The sequence below is a fragment of the Stenotrophomonas geniculata genome (assembly GCF_034508895.1).
Classification (GTDB): domain Bacteria; phylum Pseudomonadota; class Gammaproteobacteria; order Xanthomonadales; family Xanthomonadaceae; genus Stenotrophomonas; species Stenotrophomonas geniculata.
Genome location: NZ_CP140571.1, coordinates 3,712,243 through 3,728,414, shown reverse-complemented (window position 1 = coordinate 3,728,414; position 16,172 = coordinate 3,712,243). Strand labels below are relative to the sequence as shown.

Below are 16,172 nucleotides of genomic sequence, written 5' to 3'. Positions count from 1 at the left end.
CGCCTGGGCGGGGTTCATGGATCAGGGATTGCCGCCGCACATCGCCTCTTCGCAGAAGGCCTGTTCCTGCAGGCATTGTTCGACCTCACCACCCCGCGCGATACAGCTCTTGTAGAGCTGGAAACAGGGCTGGCCGCACCACGCGGCAGAGGCCGTACCACCGAAGACCGCCATCGAAAGGACACCCGCAGCGACCATGCGCTTGATCCACTTCTTCATGCCACTCTCCTTGTAGGCCTGAGCATTCAGGCCCGGGCAGGATACGCCCACCGCTTCGGCATGCGCCAATCAGGCCCTGGCGCTGGCGCGGCCCACTGCGCGTACCAGCGCCTGGCTCAGATCTGCCGAGAGATACGGCTTGACCAGCAGCACGCCGGCCAGCATCGGCCCGGGCAGCTGCTCGGCCAGCATGCCGGTGGCCAGCACGAACGGCACGCCACGCGCCGACAGCGCCGCGGCCACCGGCTCGCTGGTCTCATTGCGGGCCAGGCGGTAATCAAGCAGGGCAACGTCCGGGGTCGACGCCTCCAGCAGGCGCAGCGCCTCAGCGACGCTCGCGGCCAGACCCACCACCGTCGCACCGGCGTGCACCAGCTGCATCTGCAGCAGTGCGGCACTCATCTCGTCGTTCTCGACCACCAGCACCCTCAGGTCCTGCAACACTGTCATCGGCTACCACTCCTGGAGGCATTCAAGCCGCCGCAGTATAGCCACCACTGGGCCGAAGCCGACAGGACGCGCCCTGATCGGCCTCCCCACTATGAAAGCCGTGCCGACCTCGTTTACAATCGCACGCTGCCTGCCGGTGTGGCGGAATGGTATACGCAGCTGACTCAAAATCAGCCGGGGGTGACCCCATGAAGGTTCGAGTCCTTTCACCGGCACCACTGCATCAAAGGCCAGGTCCCCGACCTGGCCTTTTGCATGTTCAGGGCCCGGGCGCCGAAACTGGCGACGATGCCAACGCTCGCGCTGCCCACGCTCCCCGCTACCCTGCCCGCACGGCTGCGCCCACTGCACGTGGATGACGCTGCCGCCTGGTCCCGTTATCTCTCGCTGCCGGGCGTGACCGGGCACACCAGCTGGGGCGATGTTTCCGAAAGGGCACTGCGACGCCTGCCCACCGCAACGCACCCGCGCTGGGCGCTGGTGGGCGCCTGGATGTACGCCCGCGTCGAAGGCTCGGCGTCACCACGCTGAAACACAACTGCGACTTCCGGCAAGCTTTGGAATAGACGCAGCGCACACTTTTCTTGCAAGCCTCACGTGCTTCTGCCTATCGTGATCCCAGCCGGAGCTGGGGGCGGGGGAATGCATGACGTTGCGTGCGGCACTGTTTTTTCTGGTCACGCACGCGCTCGTCATTGCCTTTGTCGGCCCGCAGGACCCGGTCGGCTCCTACCTGATGCTGATCACCGCCCCGCTGCTGGCTGCACTGGCCTGCGTGCGGCGCGCTCGTGACAGCCGCCAGGCAGCCTGCAAATGGCGGACGCTGGGCGCTGCCGTGGGCCTGTTCTCGCTGGCCCTGCTGGCCCTGCTGTACCGCAATGTGGCCAGCCTCGATCCTGCGCAGATGACCGTGTCTTCGCTGATCCTGTACGTGTTCTACCGGATTCCCCTGACCTACGTGGCCGCCAGCCCGGGCGGCGGCAACCGCTACATCCGCGCGGTGGACCTGCTGATCATCGCGTTGCTGTGGCTGTTGTACTACGGGCACACGCGGGCGATGGCGCACTTCAACACCGCATTGTGGACGCAGTGCCTGAACGCCATGAGCAGCGTACAGAACAGCCTGGTGTTCTGCTTCGCGCTGATCCGTTTCCTGGCCGAGGACAATCCCGACCGCCGCGATTTTTTCCGGACACTTGCGATCTACGCGCTGGGCTACTTCCTGCTGGCGTTCTACATCAACACCTATCAACCGCAGCTGCCCGACGGCAACTGGGGGGACCTGCTGATCAGCGGGCTGTTCGTGGTGCTGGCCATCATGGCTGGCAGCAAGCGCCGCTATCCGGCGGTGGAGGTATCGCGCAGCCTGCGCCGCATCGTCGACGCCGGCGTGCCGTTGATGCTGCCCTTGCTGCTGATGATGGTGGCGCTGCTGGTCGCGCGCCTGCAGCCCACCCTGGCCACGGTGGGCTTCATTGGTGCCATGCTCGGCTATGCCCTGCGCAGCGTGCTGAGCCAGGTGGAGATCCAGCGCCAGCGCGATGAGCTGGAAACACTGGCGCGGCGTGACCCGTTGACCGGTCTGGGCAACCGCCGCAGCTTCGACGAATCACTCGGCAGTGCCCGTGGCCGCGCGCACCGCCAGGGACTCGGGCTGGCGGTACTGATGATCGACATCGACCACTTCAAACGGCTCAATGACACCTACGGCCACCCGGAAGGCGATCGTCGCCTGCAGTCGGTGGCTGCCATTCTTGATGGCTGCCTGCAACGGGGTGACGATCTGCTGGCCCGCTATGGCGGCGAAGAGTTCATCGCCGCCCTGCCCTCGCCCGATGCCGCCCACGCCCTGGGCCTGGGCGAACGGCTGCGCGCTTCGGTCGAAGCCGCAGCCCTGCCCGCCCCTGAAGCCACCGTCACCATCAGCATCGGCGTGGCCTGGCAGGCACCGGGCGAAGACCGCGATCCGCGCGACCTGGTCGAACGCGCCGACCAGGCCCTGTATCGCGCCAAGCATGCCGGCCGCAACTGCGTACGCGGCGACACCGGCACCACGGAAGACTGGTCCGGGCGCCGCGTCTAGACCGCGTGCAGCGCCGCCGCTCCATGCCGATGCCCGGCCCCGCCCTGCACGCGGAAGCTGGCCACGGTCTGCAGCAGCTGCGCCGACTGTTCTTCCATGCTGCGCGCCGCCGCCGACGCCTCCTCGACCAGGGCCGCGTTCTGCTGGGTGCCCTGATCGATCAGGTCAACCGCATGATTCATCTGCTGGATGTCGTCGCTCTGCTGCTGCGAGGCAGTGCTGATTTCGGTCATCAGGTCACTGACCCGGCGCACGTTGGTCACGATTTCATCCATGGTGCGGCCCGCGCTCTCAACCTGCGCCGTGCCGGCGCCCACATTGGCAACCGACTCATCGATCAGGTGCTTGATCTCCTTGGCTGCGCTGGCCGAACGCTGCGACAGCTCGCGGATCTCGGTTGCAACCACAGCGAAGCCACGGCCATGTTCACCGGCACGCGCAGCCTCCACCGCTGCGTTCAGCGCGAGAATGTTGGTCTGGAAGGCGATGCCGTCGATCACCCCGATGATGTCGACGATGCGCCGCGACGAGGCATTGATCACCGCCATCGTCTCGACCACCTCATGCACCACATTGCCGCCTCGCGCGGCGACGTCGGCCGCTCCACCGGCCAGCTGGCTGGCCTGGCGCGCGTTGGTGGCCGTGCGCTGCACGGTCTCGGCCAGTCCCTTCATCGACACGGCGGTTTCCTCCAGCGAGGCCGCCTGCTGCTCGGTGCGCTGCGAGAGGTCGCTGTTGCCCTGTGCGATTTCAGTCGCGCCGACTGCGATGGTGTCCGCAGCGAACTTGATCTGGCCGATGATGGCCGCCATCGCCTCGACCAGCGAATTCACGCCTTCGCACAGTTCGGCGATCGGTCCGTTCTTGTCGGTGGTGGCCACGCGCTGGGTCAGGTCGCCCTGCTTGGCGGCAGCCACCACCTCGCGGGTCTGCGCCACGGCGCGCTGCATGGCCTGGTTCTCATGCACCTGCACGGTGATGTCGGTAGCGTACTTGACGACCTTGAACGGCTTGCCGTTGAGGTCCAGGATCGGGTTGTAGGATGCCTGGATCCAGACCTCGCGCCCGCCCTTGCCCAGGCGCCGATACTGCCCGGCGTCATACTCGCCACGCCCCAGTTTCTCCCAGAACTGGCGATATTCGACGCTGCTGCGATGCTCGGGCTCGACAAACAACGAATGGTGCTGCCCGCGCACCTCGTCCAGGCTGTAGCCGGTGGCGGCCAGGAAATTGTCATTGGCCGACAGGATGCGGCCATCCATGCTGAACTCGATCACCGCCTGCGACTTGGCGATCGCGGCCAGTTGCCCCGCCGAGTCGGCCGCCTGCAGCTTCTGCGCGGTGATGTCGGTCGCGAACTTGACCACCTTGTACGGCCGCCCCTGGCGGTCCAGCACCGGGTTGTACGAGGCCTGGATCCAGATCTCGCGCTGGCCCTTGCCGAAGCGGCGGTACTGTCCGGCGTCATATTCGCCGCGCCCCAAGCGCGCCCAGAAGTCGCGGTATTCAGCGCTGCGCGCCTGCTCGGGGTCGACGAACAGGGAATGATGCCCGCCTTGGATCTCCTCCAGCCGGTAGCCCATCGCCTGCAGGAAATTGTCATTGGCCTGCAGGATGGTGCCGTCGAGCGCGAACTCGATGACGGCCTGCACGCGATGCAGCGCGGCCACCTGCGCTTCCAGCTCGGTGCGGTCGGTCACCGCCTTCTCTGTGCGGGTGCGTTGCTGCGGCGCCAGTGCGCCAAGCAGCGCACGCCACGGCGACCAACGGGTATGCAGCTCGGCCGGCGCCTGCGCGCCCGCCGTGAAGCCTGGAATGAGCATTGTCTGATCCTCGGTGTCCGGTAAGCGGTTGTGACCCGACGGGCGGGACGCCCGGCGGCAACATCAGTTGCCAGGGACTACAGGTGCCAACCGGCACCTCTCGAGCGACTGCCAAGAACGTCTGCTGCGGCTGCGATCGGCATCTAGGAGCGGCGGAACACACTGCGCGGACCGCCCATCGGGGGCAGTCTGGGGTCCTGCGGCGGGTGACTGGAGCGGGATCCAGAGGGAGTATCGGCGATGCCGTCGGCCGCTTTAGCGGGATTCCGCGACGTCCGTCGCAACTCCATGCATTGCAGCCGGAATGCGGTAGACGATTGCTGTGTACTTCACGCCCTGCTCACGTGCCACCGCCTGCCCACCGAGGGACTCAGCCAGTGAACGGCTGGACCGGTTCCGTTCCGCCACCGGGTAGCGGAACGCCGCACAGCGCAGGCGCTCGGAGGCCGCCGACCACACCGCCGCCACGGCTTCGCGGCCATAGCCGTGCCCATGCATCACTTCTGCGATCCAGATGCCCAGCTCGGGTTCTGCTTCCCCGGCTCGATGCAGGCCTGCCAGGCCAAGGAATACATCATCGTCGCGCCTGCGGATCACGAACGTGATGTCGGTCCCGTCGGCAATGGTGGGTAGCCACGTCTGCCAGACCGCAGCAAACGCCGCCTCCGACGGAGGCGGCTCGAAGGCCATGTAGCGGGTCAGCCCGGGTGTGATTCCCGCAAATGCCTCGTCGGCGTCACCGGGCGTGAATGGCCGGAGGTGCAGCCGCGGACTGTCGATGGTCCAGTCGTCGGATGTCATGTTCTGCATTGCCTGAGCGCTGAGTACAGCATCGCTCAGCAGAAGGATGCAGCTCAAGGCAGAAAGGTTTACATGACCAATGCGGGATTCCCCAGCCAGAGAAAATGACCAGCATGAAGGTTCCGCAGGACGCTTATCGACATGGAGATCGCATGTTCCCTCGCTTTGCCAGCCTTCTCTTCCTGGCCGTGTGCAGCAGCAGCGCGCTGGCCAACGACACCGCCTATCGACCGGCGTTCCACCCGGACCAGCTGAAGGGACCGCCCGCAGGACGCCCGAACGAAGTACTGGTACTGGGCAGCCCGCACCTGTCCAGCCTGCCGGAGACCTTCACGCCGGCGATGCTGGAACCTCTGCTGCAGCGCCTGGAAGCCTGGCGGCCCACCGCGATCGCAGTGGAGAACCTGTCCGGCCTGCAGTGTGACTTCATGCGCCGCAATCCAGCCCGATACGCGGAGAGCGTAGCGGACTACTGCGTCGATCCGGCCCCGGCGCAGACCGCTACCGGCCTGGACGTGCCCAGTGCCAACGTGGAGATGGAACGCCTGCTTGCGGAATGGCCGAAGGCGCCATCCGCTGCCCAGCGACGCCGATTGGCCGCAGTCTTCCTGGCCGCGGGCGAAAGCAGCTCGGCAGTCGTCCAATGGCTGCGGCTGCCCAGGGAAGAGCGACGTGCTTCGGACAGCCTGACGCCGGAGCTGGTGCGGTTCCTCGACACGCGCATGACCCGCCGCAACGAGGCCGGCCTGGTGGCCGGCGTCCTTGCCGCACGCCTGGGACTGGAGCGCCTGTGGTCGGTCGACGACCACACTGCGGATTCGCCAACACCGGAATCGCAGCAGAAGGCCTACGCTGCCGCCATACGCGGTGCCTGGGACAATTCCTTCGTCAAAGCGCGCAGGGCGGCCGATGAACGGCTCGAAGCCAATCTTGACCAAGCGGATGGGTTGCTCGCAATGTATCGCGCCTACAACGCACCCGAGGCCGTGATGGCGGCCTTCAACAGCGATTTCGGCGCGACGCTCGTCGAACCCTCGCCGGAAGGCTTCGGCCGCAACTACGTGGGCTACTGGGAAACCCGCAACCTGCGCATGGTCGCCAACATGCGCGACATACTGGGCCAGCATCCAGGCACCCGCATGCTGACCATCGTCGGTGCCTCGCACAAGGGCTACTACGAGGCTTACCTCAATCTGATGCACGACGTGCAGCTGGTCAGTTCGGATGAAGTTCTGCGCTGACGCAACATGACATGGGGGATGCGGTGACCATCCACCGCATCACTCCACCGCGTTCCTGCCCGCCCGCCAGAGCACGATGCAGGCGGCACCGATGCAGGACAGCGTGAATGCCAGCAGGGCGACCGCGCCGCCCTGCAGCACCGGCAGCAGGGCCTGCGCGTGCAGGTCGCCGCGCAGCTGTTCCGCACGCAGGCAGGCGGCCAGGGCCAGGCACCAACCGACCAGTGCCGGGGCGAAGGCACGCACCGTCACCGGGTTGCAGACATTCATGGGATCACCTGTACGAGGGGAAGTGCACGGAGTATTCGCGCACGCCCTCTCACAGGCTGAGATCAGCCCTCGATCGGGTCGATGTCGTCGCTCGGCAGCTCACTGGCCTCGCCCTGCACCTGTACGTTGTTGCGACCCATTGCCTTGGCCCGGTAGCACTGGGCATCAGCCGCCGCTACAGCCTGGTCCACGCTCATCCCGCCCGCCAATGGCGCGATACCGATGCTGGCGCCCACATGCAGGCGATCCCGGTCCCACGGAATCGACAGCGATGCCAGGGTGTGCAGCAGTTCACCGCCGATGCGCGCTGCACGACGCGGTGTGCAGCCGGACAGGATCACCGCGAATTCGTCGCCGCCCAGCCGCGCCACCACGTCCGAATCGCGCACGCCGTGGCGCAGCACGCTGGCCACCGCCCACAGCACGGCATCGCCGGCCAGATGGCCCCAGGTATCGTTGACCGGCTTGAAGCGGTCCAGGTCGATGTACATCAACGAGGCGGCCTGGCCGGTACGCTCGACGCGGGTGATCGCCTGCTGCAGATGCACCTCGAAGCCGCGGCGGTTGCTCAGCTCGGTCAGCGGATCGATCTCGGCCAGATGGCGCGCCTCGCGCTGGCGCGCGCGCTGCTGGGTGTCGTCGCGCAGCACCCACACTGCGCCCCGTACATGACCTTCATCATCACGCAGCCAGGCACGGGTCAGGTCAACCGGAATCGTGGCTGTGCCCAGGCGCAGCAACAGGTCAGCGTGCAGGTCCACTGCGTTGCTTTCCGGGTCCAGCAGCACGGAGACATCCAGCACTGAACCGGGTGCATACTCAGTGGTCAGTGCCAGCACATCCTGCACCTTGTGCCCGGCCAGCGACAGCGCGCCATCACCGGCCAGGGTGCGCACCGCGGCGGCATTGGCGTAGTCGATGCGACCATCCAGGCTGACACTGAGCACCAGGTCGGCCACCGCATCAAGCGTGATACGGCTGCGCTGCTCGCTCTCGAACAGGCGCTGCTCGCTGCTGCGCTGGGCGCTGATGTCCTGGATCTGCGACACGAAATGCAGCGGCTCGCCGTGCTCGGTGCGCACCAGCGACACCGACAGCCGTGCCCAGATCACCTTGCCGTCGCGATCGAGATAACGTTTTTCCAGGTGGTAGTGGCTGCGCCGCCCGGCCAGCAGGTCCTGCACCAGGGCCAGGTCGGTCTGCAGGTCGTCGGGGTGGGTCAAGCGCTGGAAATCAACCTGCAGCAGTTCTTCGCGGGGGTAGCCCAGGATCCGGCAAAGTGCGTCATTGACGTCCAGCCAGCGCCCTTCCAGCGACACCAGCGCCATGCCCAGCGCCGCCGACGTGAACGCACCGGCGAATTTCTCTGCCGACAGGCGTGCTTCGGCACGCGCCTGCAGGATCTCGGTAATGTCGATGGACATGCCGACATAACCGATCCGCGCGCCGCCGGCACCATCCATGCGGCTGATCGACAGGCGCACCTGGCGTGGCTGGCCATCCTTGCGCCGCAGTGTCCACTGCCGTGAATAGGTCTGCTCATCGGCGCGAGCGCTGAGTGCTTCAAACGCGCCCGGCAGGCTTCCGTCCGCAGCCGCCAGCGGACGCAGCCAGGCCGCCAGCTCGTCCGGATCGTGGAAATCACCCAGTCGCCGCTGGCCGACCACTTCTTCGGCGCTGTATCCCAGCAGGCGTTCCGCGCCAGTATTGAACAAGGTGATGGTGCCTTCGGTATCGGTCGCGATCACCGCCACCTCGTCGGATGCGTCGACCACGGCCTGCAATCGCTGCCGGCTCTCGGCCGCATCCTGTCGCGCCTGCTGCAGCTCGGTCACGTCGGCGTGTGCACCGGCCATCCACAGCGGTCGTCCCTGCCCGTCCCATTCGAACACGCGGCCACGGTCGTGGATCCATATCCACTGGCCATTCTTGTGCCGCATGCGCAGCAGGCAGACATAGTTGTCGCTGCGGCCTTCGAAATGGTCCTCCAGTGCCGCATCGGACAGGACGATGTCGTCGGGGTGGACCAGCTTCAGGAACGTCTTCTGGCACACCGGCTCCAGCTCTTCCAGGCGATAGCCGACGATCTCCGCCCAGCGCGCATTGACCCGCATTTCGCCGGTCTGCACGTTCCATTCCCAGGTGCCGGCTGCGGTGCCGTCGATGATCATCGCCAGGCGACGGCGCTCCTCGGCCAGCTCCTGCAGGCGCCGTTCGAGCAGCCCGTTGCCGTTGCTTCCCTGGCCCGCCATCAGCCCGCCCCGCGGCCCGCACAGGCGGACAGTGGCCGCAGCACAACGCTGCAGCCCTCAACGAAGACAACGGGTCCTGCTGGCGTCATGGCCCTCCCCAGCGACAGCGGGGTGGCCGAACGCCTCCCCTCAAGCGCAAGTGTGCGCAATCACGGGGAAAACCGACAAGTCCCTCACCACGAATCAAGCGTGACGGGGGACACGGTCCTCAACTGCGCTTGGCGCGGGCGAAGGCCTCGGCCAGGGCATTGTTGGCCGGGGGCGCGGACACGGCGGGACGGCCACCATTGCCCTGGCCCCGGTTCGGCCCGCGGTTCGGGCCGCCTGCATCGCGGCGCGGCCCCTGCCCGCGCTCATCGCGCTGGCCCGAGCGGCTGGTGGCCTGCCCGGGGGTGTCGTCCAAGCGCCGGGTCAGGGCGATGCGCTTGCGGGCCACGTCCACCTCCAGCACCTTCACCTTGACGATATCGCCGGCCTTGACCACGTCGCGCGGATCCTTCACGAACGTATCGGAGAGCGCCGAAATGTGGATCAGGCCGTCCTGGTGCACGCCGATATCGACGAAGGCACCAAAGGCCGCCACGTTGCTCACCACGCCTTCCAGCACCATGCCCTCGCGCAGGTCCTTGATGTCCTCGACACCCTCGGCGAAGCGCGCCGCCTTGAACTCCGGACGCGGATCGCGGCCCGGCTTTTCCAGTTCCTTCAGGATGTCGCGAACGGTCGGCACGCCGAAGGTGTCGTCGGTGAACTGTTCTGCTTTCAGGCCACGCAGGAAGCTGCCATCACCGATCAGCGCCTTGATCGGGCGCGCGGTGCTGGCAACGATGCGCTCGACCACCGGATAGGCCTCCGGGTGCACCGCCGAGGCGTCCAACGGCTGATCACCGTCGGCGATGCGCAGGAAGCCGGCGCACTGCTCGAAGGTCTTCTCGCCCAGGCGCGCAACCTTCAGCAGGTCTTTGCGACGCTTGAACGGGCCGTTGTCGTCACGATGGCGCACGATGTTCTCGGCCACCGTGGCCGACAGGCCGGACACCCGCGACAGCAGCGCGGCAGACGCGGTGTTCACGTACACGCCGACCGCGTTCACGCAGTCCTCCACGCGCGCGTCCAACGCCCGGGCCAGACGGTACTGATCCACGTCGTGCTGGTACTGGCCGACACCGATCGCCTTGGGTTCGATCTTGACCAGTTCGGCCAGCGGGTCCTGCAGGCGACGGGCGATCGATACCGCGCCACGCAGCGACACATCCAGGCCCGGAAACTCCTTGGCCGCGAACTCGGAGGCCGAGTACACCGAGGCACCGGCCTCGCTCACCACCACCTTCTGCAGCTTCGGGTTGCCAGCGGCCTTGATCGCTTCACCGGCCAGCTTGTCGGTTTCGCGGCTGGCGGTGCCGTTGCCGATCGCGATCAGCTCCACGTTGTGCTTGGCGCACAGCTGCTTGATGGTCTGCAGCGACTGGTCCCACTGGCGGCGCGGTTCATGTGGGTAGATGGTATCGGTGGCGACCAGCTTGCCGGTGGCATCGACCACGGCAATCTTGCAGCCGGTCCGGATGCCCGGGTCCAGGCCGAGCACGGTCTTCGGGCCGGCCGGTGCCGCCAGCAGCAGGTCCTTCAGGTTGTCGCCGAACACCGCGATGGCTTCGGCCTCGGCCTTTTCGCGGGCCTGGTTGAACAGGTCCAGCAGCAGATGGGTATGCAGCTTGGCGCGCCAGGTCAGGCGGCAGGCGTCCAGCAGCCAGCGGTCGGCGGCACGGCCCTGGTCGGCAATGCCGGCCTTGCGCGCCACGCGCCCTTCGGCGTACTGGTGGCCAGCCTCGGCATCACTGCCCGGGTCCAGCTCCAGGAACAGGATCTCCTCGCGGCGCGCGCGGAACAGCGCCAGCAAGCGGTGCGAGGGAATCTTCGCCAGCGACTCGGCGTGTTCAAAATAATCGCGGTACTTGGCACCTTCGGTTTCCTTGCCCTCGGCCACGCGGGCACGGATCACGCCGGATTCGCCGAGCCAGGTACGCAGTTCGCCGACCAGCGCAGCGTCTTCGCCCCAGCGCTCCATCAGGATCGCACGCGCGCCTTCCAGCGCAGCCTTGGTGTCGGCCACGCCCTTGTCGGTGTCGACGAAGGTGGCCGCGAACGTCTGCGGGTCCTGCGTCGGGTCAGCCAGCAGGCCATCGGCCAGCGGCTCCAGACCGGCCTCGCGGGCGATCTGGGCGCGGGTGCGGCGCTTGGGCTTGTACGGCAGGTACAGGTCTTCCAGGCGGCTCTTGGTGTCGGCGGCGAGGATGTCGTTGCGCAGTTCGTCGCTGAGCTTGCCCTGCTCGCCGATGCTGGCCAGCACTGCCGCGCGGCGGTCCTCCAGCTCGCGCAGGTAGGTCAGGCGCACTTCCAGGTTGCGCAGCTGGGTGTCGTCCAGGCCCCCGGTCACTTCCTTGCGGTAGCGCGCGATGAACGGAACGCTGGCGCCCTCGTCGAGCAGGCCGACCGCGGCGCGTACCTGGGCGGACTGGGCACCGATCTCATCGGCGATGGTCTGGGCGATCTGCTGGGCGAGCGCGCTCTGTGCGTTCTTGGCGTCGTGCATTGCTTCAGGTCTGTGCCGCGTTTCGGGAAGACCCCATTCTGGCAACCCACGACGGAGCCGGACAAGGCATTGACAGGGGGAGAGGTTCAGCGGCGGGGCCGGATTGGACGCCGGCATCCTGGCAAGAAGAGGGCTCGGACTGGCCCTGGGCTGGGATGCCGGCGCGGGCGCGCGATGGTGGGCGCGCCCTGCCGCGTGTTGCGGAGGTCAGCGGTAGTGGCGGGCGGCGCGCTGCATGACGATCTCGTCACGCATGCCTTCCAGGGCCATCAGGCGGACCTTGCCGACACCCTGCAGTTCCATGAACCGCTCCGTGTAGAACTCCGGCCCCAGCGCGGTGTCGGCGCGGGATTTGCTGAAGCCGTAGGGCACCACGCCCTTCTCGCCATCCTTGCTACCACCGACATAAAGAACGATTGCCATGTGATGTATTCCTCCAAATTGCTACTGCGTACTGCACTCGATGAGCGATGCTGCGAGCTCATCGAGGGAGAGCTTACCGCGTCGAACCTGACTGGAACGTCACGAAGGCTAATGACGATCGGTTGCATGCAGATGACGGCGGGATCGCAGCAGAATGCTTACGGATCTTTAACTTCCGGCTAACGAATCGGTGGGGGATTCCTGCCAACGGCGCAGCCCCTCGTGGGTGGTTTGGTTGGTCGCGGAAAGCCGGTTTCCTGCGGGCTGGCCGGGAGGGTGGGTAGGCCGGGGACGCCGTGAACCCATCCATGGGGGCTTGGCCGCGGCATCCATGCCGCGGACACCCCGCCCTACCCACCCTCCCGGCCGCTGACAGATTCCTGGTACCTGCCGCCACCCACGGAGAATAAAAAGAAGATCAAAAGCAGAAGCAGCCGGGCTGGCCGCTTTTTTGTTGTAGAGCCGAGCCTGCGCTCGGCTTCGCGAGCTGGCCTGAAAGCAGCCGAGCGTGGGCTCGTCTCTACACGAGCAAGCGCAGCGCGCGACCCGCTTTTGCCGTTCTTATTCTTCTCCGTGGCTGGACGCGCACGGAAACTGTCAGAGGTCGGGTGGGATGGGTTCGCGGGACCGTTGGCGCCATGGATGGCGCCATCGAGCCCCCATGGATGGGTTTACGGCGTGTCCCGCGAACCCATCCCGCCCGGCCCAATCGCATGAAACGTATTCCGCAACCACGCCACGAGGGGCTGCGCCGTTGGCTGGAACCTACGGCCACCAGCCACGCCCGTACCGGGCGAAATGATCGGCTGCGCGCTCGAATGGATTCCGCGCACTCACCCCGCCACACAGCAGGTACACCGGCAGGTACAGCGGCCCCAGCACCATGTACTGGTAGACGTGCGCGCGTTCGTGGTCGTCCAGCCGGATCAGAGGCTCCACGCCCCACCCCGCCTGATGCGCATAGGTCCGGCACGAAATGCCCAGATCATGACCGGTATGCAGGATCACATTGCCCAGCGTGATCGCCCCACCCGGCCCCCACGGCCAGCGGTCGAACACCAACGCACAGTCACGGCCGCTCCAGCGCAATGTCGCGCCGCCGAGCATGCCGGCCAGGCCGCCGATCAGGCCGATCAGGGAATTGGGTGACGTCCACACCGCGCCCAGTACCTGCAGCGCGCGCAGCCAGATCGGCCAGGGCTCAGGGGCAGTCTTCAATCGGCCTCGTTCGGCATCAGCAGCCACAGGATCAGGTAGACCAGGATGCCAGGGAAGGCCGCCGAGCCGATCGAGACCAGCACGAACACGATCCGCACCAGCGTGGGGTTCCAGCCGAAGCGGTGGGCGATGCCGCCCATCACGCCGGCAATCATGCGGTCGTTCAACGAACGCGACAGCGTGCGCGGCGTGGTGTTCATGGCGGTTCTCCTGGGCTGCGGGAAAAAGCAGTCGAGCATGGCTCGACTCTACACCGCCCCCATGTCTACGGCGTGCGGTGGCGCAGGGCCTGCAGGCGTGCGCCGAACCAGGCGGCTGCGGTCTGTTCAGGCTGTCCCGGACACTGGATGCGGTAGGGCTTGCCACTCATGCTGCTCTGGCTGGCAGCGCGCTCGATGAACTGCTCGGCGCTGTCCACCATGTCCTTCTTCAGCAGGTAGTCGTACTTGCGCTGCAGGTGCGCGCGCGCATCACTGCCATCGTGCCAGCTGCCATTGCGCTGGAAGCGGCATTGGGAGCCGTCCAGGCTGGCGATCAGCTGGGCGATCTCCCGCCGTGCATCCGCACTGGGTGCGGCGTGGGCAAGCGGCGCTGCCAGCAGTGCCGCAAGAATCAACAGAATCCGGTACGTCATCATCCCCCCAGGTCAGTCGGGCATGGCTCGACTCTACAGGTCACGCGCCTTCAACCAGCCATCGATCGTGGCCGGCACTTCGCGCTGCGCACGGCCGGAAACGTAGATGCCAATATGCCCACCACGGAAACTGGACTCGGTGTAGTCGTCCGTGCCCAAGCGCCCACGCATCGCGCGCGAAGCATCCGGTGGCACCAGATGGTCCTGTTCTGCATAGATGTTCAGCACCGGCAGGGTCACCTGCGACAGATCCACCGCTTCCTCGCCGATCCGCACCGTGCCGTTCATCAATCCGTTGCCCTGGTAGAACTGCTTGATGAAGTCGCGGAACGCCTCGCCCGCCAGATCCGGTGAATCGAAGATCCACTTCTCCATGCGCAGGAAGTCCTCCAGCGCGGCCTTGTCATCGAGGATGTCGAGCAGGCCCACGTACTTCTGCACATTGAGGCGGAACGGCTTGAGCATCAGGTAACTGGCATTCATCAGGTCGGCCGGGATGTTGCCCAGCGTGTCGACCAACAGGTCCACGTCCACCTGCCGCGCCCAATGCGAGAGCATGTTGTCGTCCGTCTGGAAATCGACCGGGGTGACCATGGTGATCAGCTTGCCCAGCTTCTGCCGGCGCAACGCGGCGTAACAGAGTGCGAACACGCCGCCCTGGCAGATACCCAGCAGGTCGACCGGGCCACCACTGCGCGCACGCAACGCATCGACGGCGCCATCGATGTAGCGCAGCAGGTAGTCCTCCAGGGTCTGGAAGCGCTCCGAGCGATCCGGGTAGCCCCAGTCCAGCACGTACACGTCCTGGCCCAGCGCCAGCAGCTTCTGCACCAGCGAACGGTCAGCCTGCAGGTCGACCATGTACGGCCGGTTGACCAGCGCGTAGACGATCAGCAGCGGCGTACGCCGGGTCGGTGACTGTTCGCCGACGAAGCGGTACAGCACCACCTTGCCGTCGCGCCAGACTTCCTCACGCGCGGTCACGCCATAGTCCACGTCTTCCACCTGCGGCAGCAGCTTCAGCCCTTCCATCAGCTTGCGCTGCATGGCCAGGGTTTCCTGCATCAGGTCATCGGCGTTGAAGCCCAGCGGCCCCTTCATCGGTCACGCGTCCGAGTGGAAGTGCGAGGTGTGGCCTTTTTCGCTGACGCCTTTTTCGCAGCCGCCTTCTTTGCCGGCGCGGCCTTCTTCGCGGCCTTGCGTACGACCGGCTTCACCTTCGCCGGCGCCGGCTGCGCCACTGGGTCCACCTCGGCAGTTCCAGCCAGCACCGCCACCTGTGCCTGCAGGCGGCGCAGGCTGCGCTCCAGCTCGGCGATACGGCGGTGTGCGGCATCCATCTCGCTGCGGGTCGGCAGGCCGATGCGTTCACTCATCTGTTCCACCTCACGCTGCAGGCCGGCGCGCAGGCGCATCTGTGCGTTGCCCAGCGAGGCATATACCTGCTGGAACGGCTCGGACATGGCGACCTTGGCGTAGGCCTCCTCGGCCACTTCGATCCACAGGTCGAACATCGCGCGGGCGCTGGTCAGCTGGGTGCCGGGCTGTTCGTGCTCGGCCAGGCGCTGCTCGAACAGCGCAAAGGCCTCATCCAGCGCCTGCCTGATCTGATCAACGTAGGCGCGCGAATGCTGCTGGTATTCCTCCTGTGCGCGCAGCAGTGCCTGCCAGCGCGCCTGGTGTTCGCGGCCCGGGCCGAATGCCGGGCTCTGCAGCCACGGGCCAGCCTGCAGCTGGAACTGCTGCAGCCATGCGGCGAATTCGGGCACGGCGGCGCCGGCGTGGGTGCTGCCACGGGCCCCCTGCAGCATCCACTGCAGCATGCCGTCGCCCTGCCCCTGTACCGCCTCGCGCCAGGCCTGTGCCACGTCCGCGCTGCTGGCGTCGCGGCCGGCGAAACGCGCGGCCACTTCCTGCATGGTGCCGTACCAGCTGCCCGCCTGTTCGCGGAACCGGCGCACGGCATCTTCCGGTGCGCCCTGCCCCTGTTCGGGCAACAGCTGGCCCCACCAGTCGAACAACCGCTGCCAGCTGCCGGGGTCGTCACCGGCCGGCGCACCGGGCGTGCTCGCATGGCGCAGGGCATCGCCCCAGGCGCCGAAGTACTGCCGCGCCAGGGCTTCGAAATCGCTGCTGCCGGCGTCATGGGCCGAGCTGGTCATCACAGG

16 protein-coding genes and 1 tRNA gene are annotated in these 16,172 nt (G+C 66.7%); 4 read left to right on the top strand and 13 right to left on the bottom strand.

Annotation, left to right across the window (positions count from 1 at the left end; all coding sequences use genetic code 11):
• Positions 1 to 21: 21 nt before the first annotated feature.
• Together RI032_RS17210 and RI032_RS17205 are read right to left on the bottom strand one after the other, a co-directional pair.
• Entirely contained in the window at positions 22 to 219 is a 198-nt protein-coding gene (locus RI032_RS17210; RefSeq protein ID WP_010484956.1) for a hypothetical protein, read from the bottom strand.
• 69 nt (positions 220 to 288) lie between these two features.
• The gene (locus tag RI032_RS17205; RefSeq protein ID WP_019336514.1) at positions 289 to 669 is read right to left on the bottom strand and encodes a response regulator; all 381 of its coding nucleotides are present in this window, start codon (positions 667 to 669) and stop codon (positions 289 to 291) included.
• Positions 670 to 801: 132 nt separating this feature from the next.
• Here RI032_RS17205 and RI032_RS17200 point away from each other — a divergent pair.
• The 3 genes from RI032_RS17200 (at position 802) to RI032_RS17190 (ending at position 2,752) form a co-directional block, all read left to right on the top strand.
• Positions 802 to 887: transfer RNA gene (locus RI032_RS17200), tRNA-Leu, on the top strand.
• 70 nt (positions 888 to 957) lie between these two features.
• Positions 958 to 1,200, top strand: coding sequence for a GNAT family N-acetyltransferase (locus RI032_RS17195; RefSeq protein WP_260362372.1), 243 nt, complete (start codon positions 958 to 960; stop codon positions 1,198 to 1,200).
• A gap of 115 nt (positions 1,201 to 1,315) precedes the next feature.
• Positions 1,316 to 2,752 carry a GGDEF domain-containing protein gene (locus tag RI032_RS17190; RefSeq protein ID WP_109813668.1) on the top strand — a complete coding sequence of 479 codons (1,437 nt, stop codon included), beginning with the start codon at positions 1,316 to 1,318 and terminating at the stop codon, positions 2,750 to 2,752.
• Here the strand turns inward: RI032_RS17190 and RI032_RS17185 are convergent.
• Positions 2,749 to 4,575, bottom strand: a complete 1,827-nt coding sequence (locus RI032_RS17185) for a methyl-accepting chemotaxis protein (protein WP_317614465.1) — start codon at positions 4,573 to 4,575, stop codon at positions 2,749 to 2,751. The two genes, RI032_RS17190 and RI032_RS17185, sit on opposite strands and share 4 nt — an antisense overlap.
• A gap of 255 nt (positions 4,576 to 4,830) precedes the next feature.
• Positions 4,831 to 5,376: a GNAT family N-acetyltransferase gene (locus tag RI032_RS17180; protein ID WP_322547376.1), complete on the bottom strand. Its 546-nt coding sequence runs from the start codon at positions 5,374 to 5,376 to the stop codon at positions 4,831 to 4,833.
• Between the two features lie 152 nt (positions 5,377 to 5,528).
• Here RI032_RS17180 and RI032_RS17175 point away from each other — a divergent pair, with 152 nt between their 5' ends.
• On the top strand, positions 5,529 to 6,617 hold the full coding sequence (locus tag RI032_RS17175; RefSeq protein WP_322547375.1) for a DUF5694 domain-containing protein: 1,089 nt from the start codon (positions 5,529 to 5,531) through the stop codon (positions 6,615 to 6,617).
• A gap of 39 nt (positions 6,618 to 6,656) precedes the next feature.
• Here the strand turns inward: RI032_RS17175 and RI032_RS17170 are convergent, their stop codons facing one another.
• From RI032_RS17170 to phaE, 9 genes are all read right to left on the bottom strand, one after another.
• The gene (locus RI032_RS17170; protein WP_322547374.1) at positions 6,657 to 6,887 is read right to left on the bottom strand and encodes a hypothetical protein; all 231 of its coding nucleotides are present in this window, start codon (positions 6,885 to 6,887) and stop codon (positions 6,657 to 6,659) included.
• A gap of 62 nt (positions 6,888 to 6,949) precedes the next feature.
• Positions 6,950 to 9,139: a PAS domain S-box protein gene (locus RI032_RS17165; protein WP_019336521.1), complete on the bottom strand. Its 2,190-nt coding sequence runs from the start codon at positions 9,137 to 9,139 to the stop codon at positions 6,950 to 6,952.
• A gap of 208 nt (positions 9,140 to 9,347) precedes the next feature.
• Entirely contained in the window at positions 9,348 to 11,729 is a 2,382-nt protein-coding gene (locus RI032_RS17160; RefSeq protein ID WP_057504125.1) for a Tex family protein, read from the bottom strand.
• Between the two features lie 207 nt (positions 11,730 to 11,936).
• The gene (locus RI032_RS17155) at positions 11,937 to 12,152 is read right to left on the bottom strand and encodes a hypothetical protein (protein ID WP_005410085.1); all 216 of its coding nucleotides are present in this window, start codon (positions 12,150 to 12,152) and stop codon (positions 11,937 to 11,939) included.
• Positions 12,153 to 12,917: 765 nt separating this feature from the next.
• The gene (locus RI032_RS17150) at positions 12,918 to 13,370 is read right to left on the bottom strand and encodes a hypothetical protein (RefSeq protein WP_053443238.1); all 453 of its coding nucleotides are present in this window, start codon (positions 13,368 to 13,370) and stop codon (positions 12,918 to 12,920) included.
• Entirely contained in the window at positions 13,367 to 13,570 is a 204-nt protein-coding gene (locus RI032_RS17145) for a PspC domain-containing protein (RefSeq protein WP_010484929.1), read from the bottom strand. The genes RI032_RS17150 and RI032_RS17145 overlap by 4 nt, the downstream gene beginning before the upstream one ends.
• A gap of 65 nt (positions 13,571 to 13,635) precedes the next feature.
• Positions 13,636 to 14,004, bottom strand: a complete 369-nt coding sequence (locus tag RI032_RS17140; RefSeq protein WP_031269840.1) for a YfeK family protein — start codon at positions 14,002 to 14,004, stop codon at positions 13,636 to 13,638.
• Between the two features lie 33 nt (positions 14,005 to 14,037).
• Positions 14,038 to 15,105, bottom strand: a complete 1,068-nt coding sequence (phaC, locus tag RI032_RS17135; RefSeq protein ID WP_010484926.1) for a class III poly(R)-hydroxyalkanoic acid synthase subunit PhaC — start codon at positions 15,103 to 15,105, stop codon at positions 14,038 to 14,040.
• Entirely contained in the window at positions 15,102 to 16,166 is a 1,065-nt protein-coding gene (gene phaE / locus RI032_RS17130; RefSeq protein WP_164191488.1) for a class III poly(R)-hydroxyalkanoic acid synthase subunit PhaE, read from the bottom strand. The genes phaC and phaE overlap by 4 nt, the downstream gene beginning before the upstream one ends.
• Positions 16,167 to 16,172: the final 6 nt, after the last annotated feature.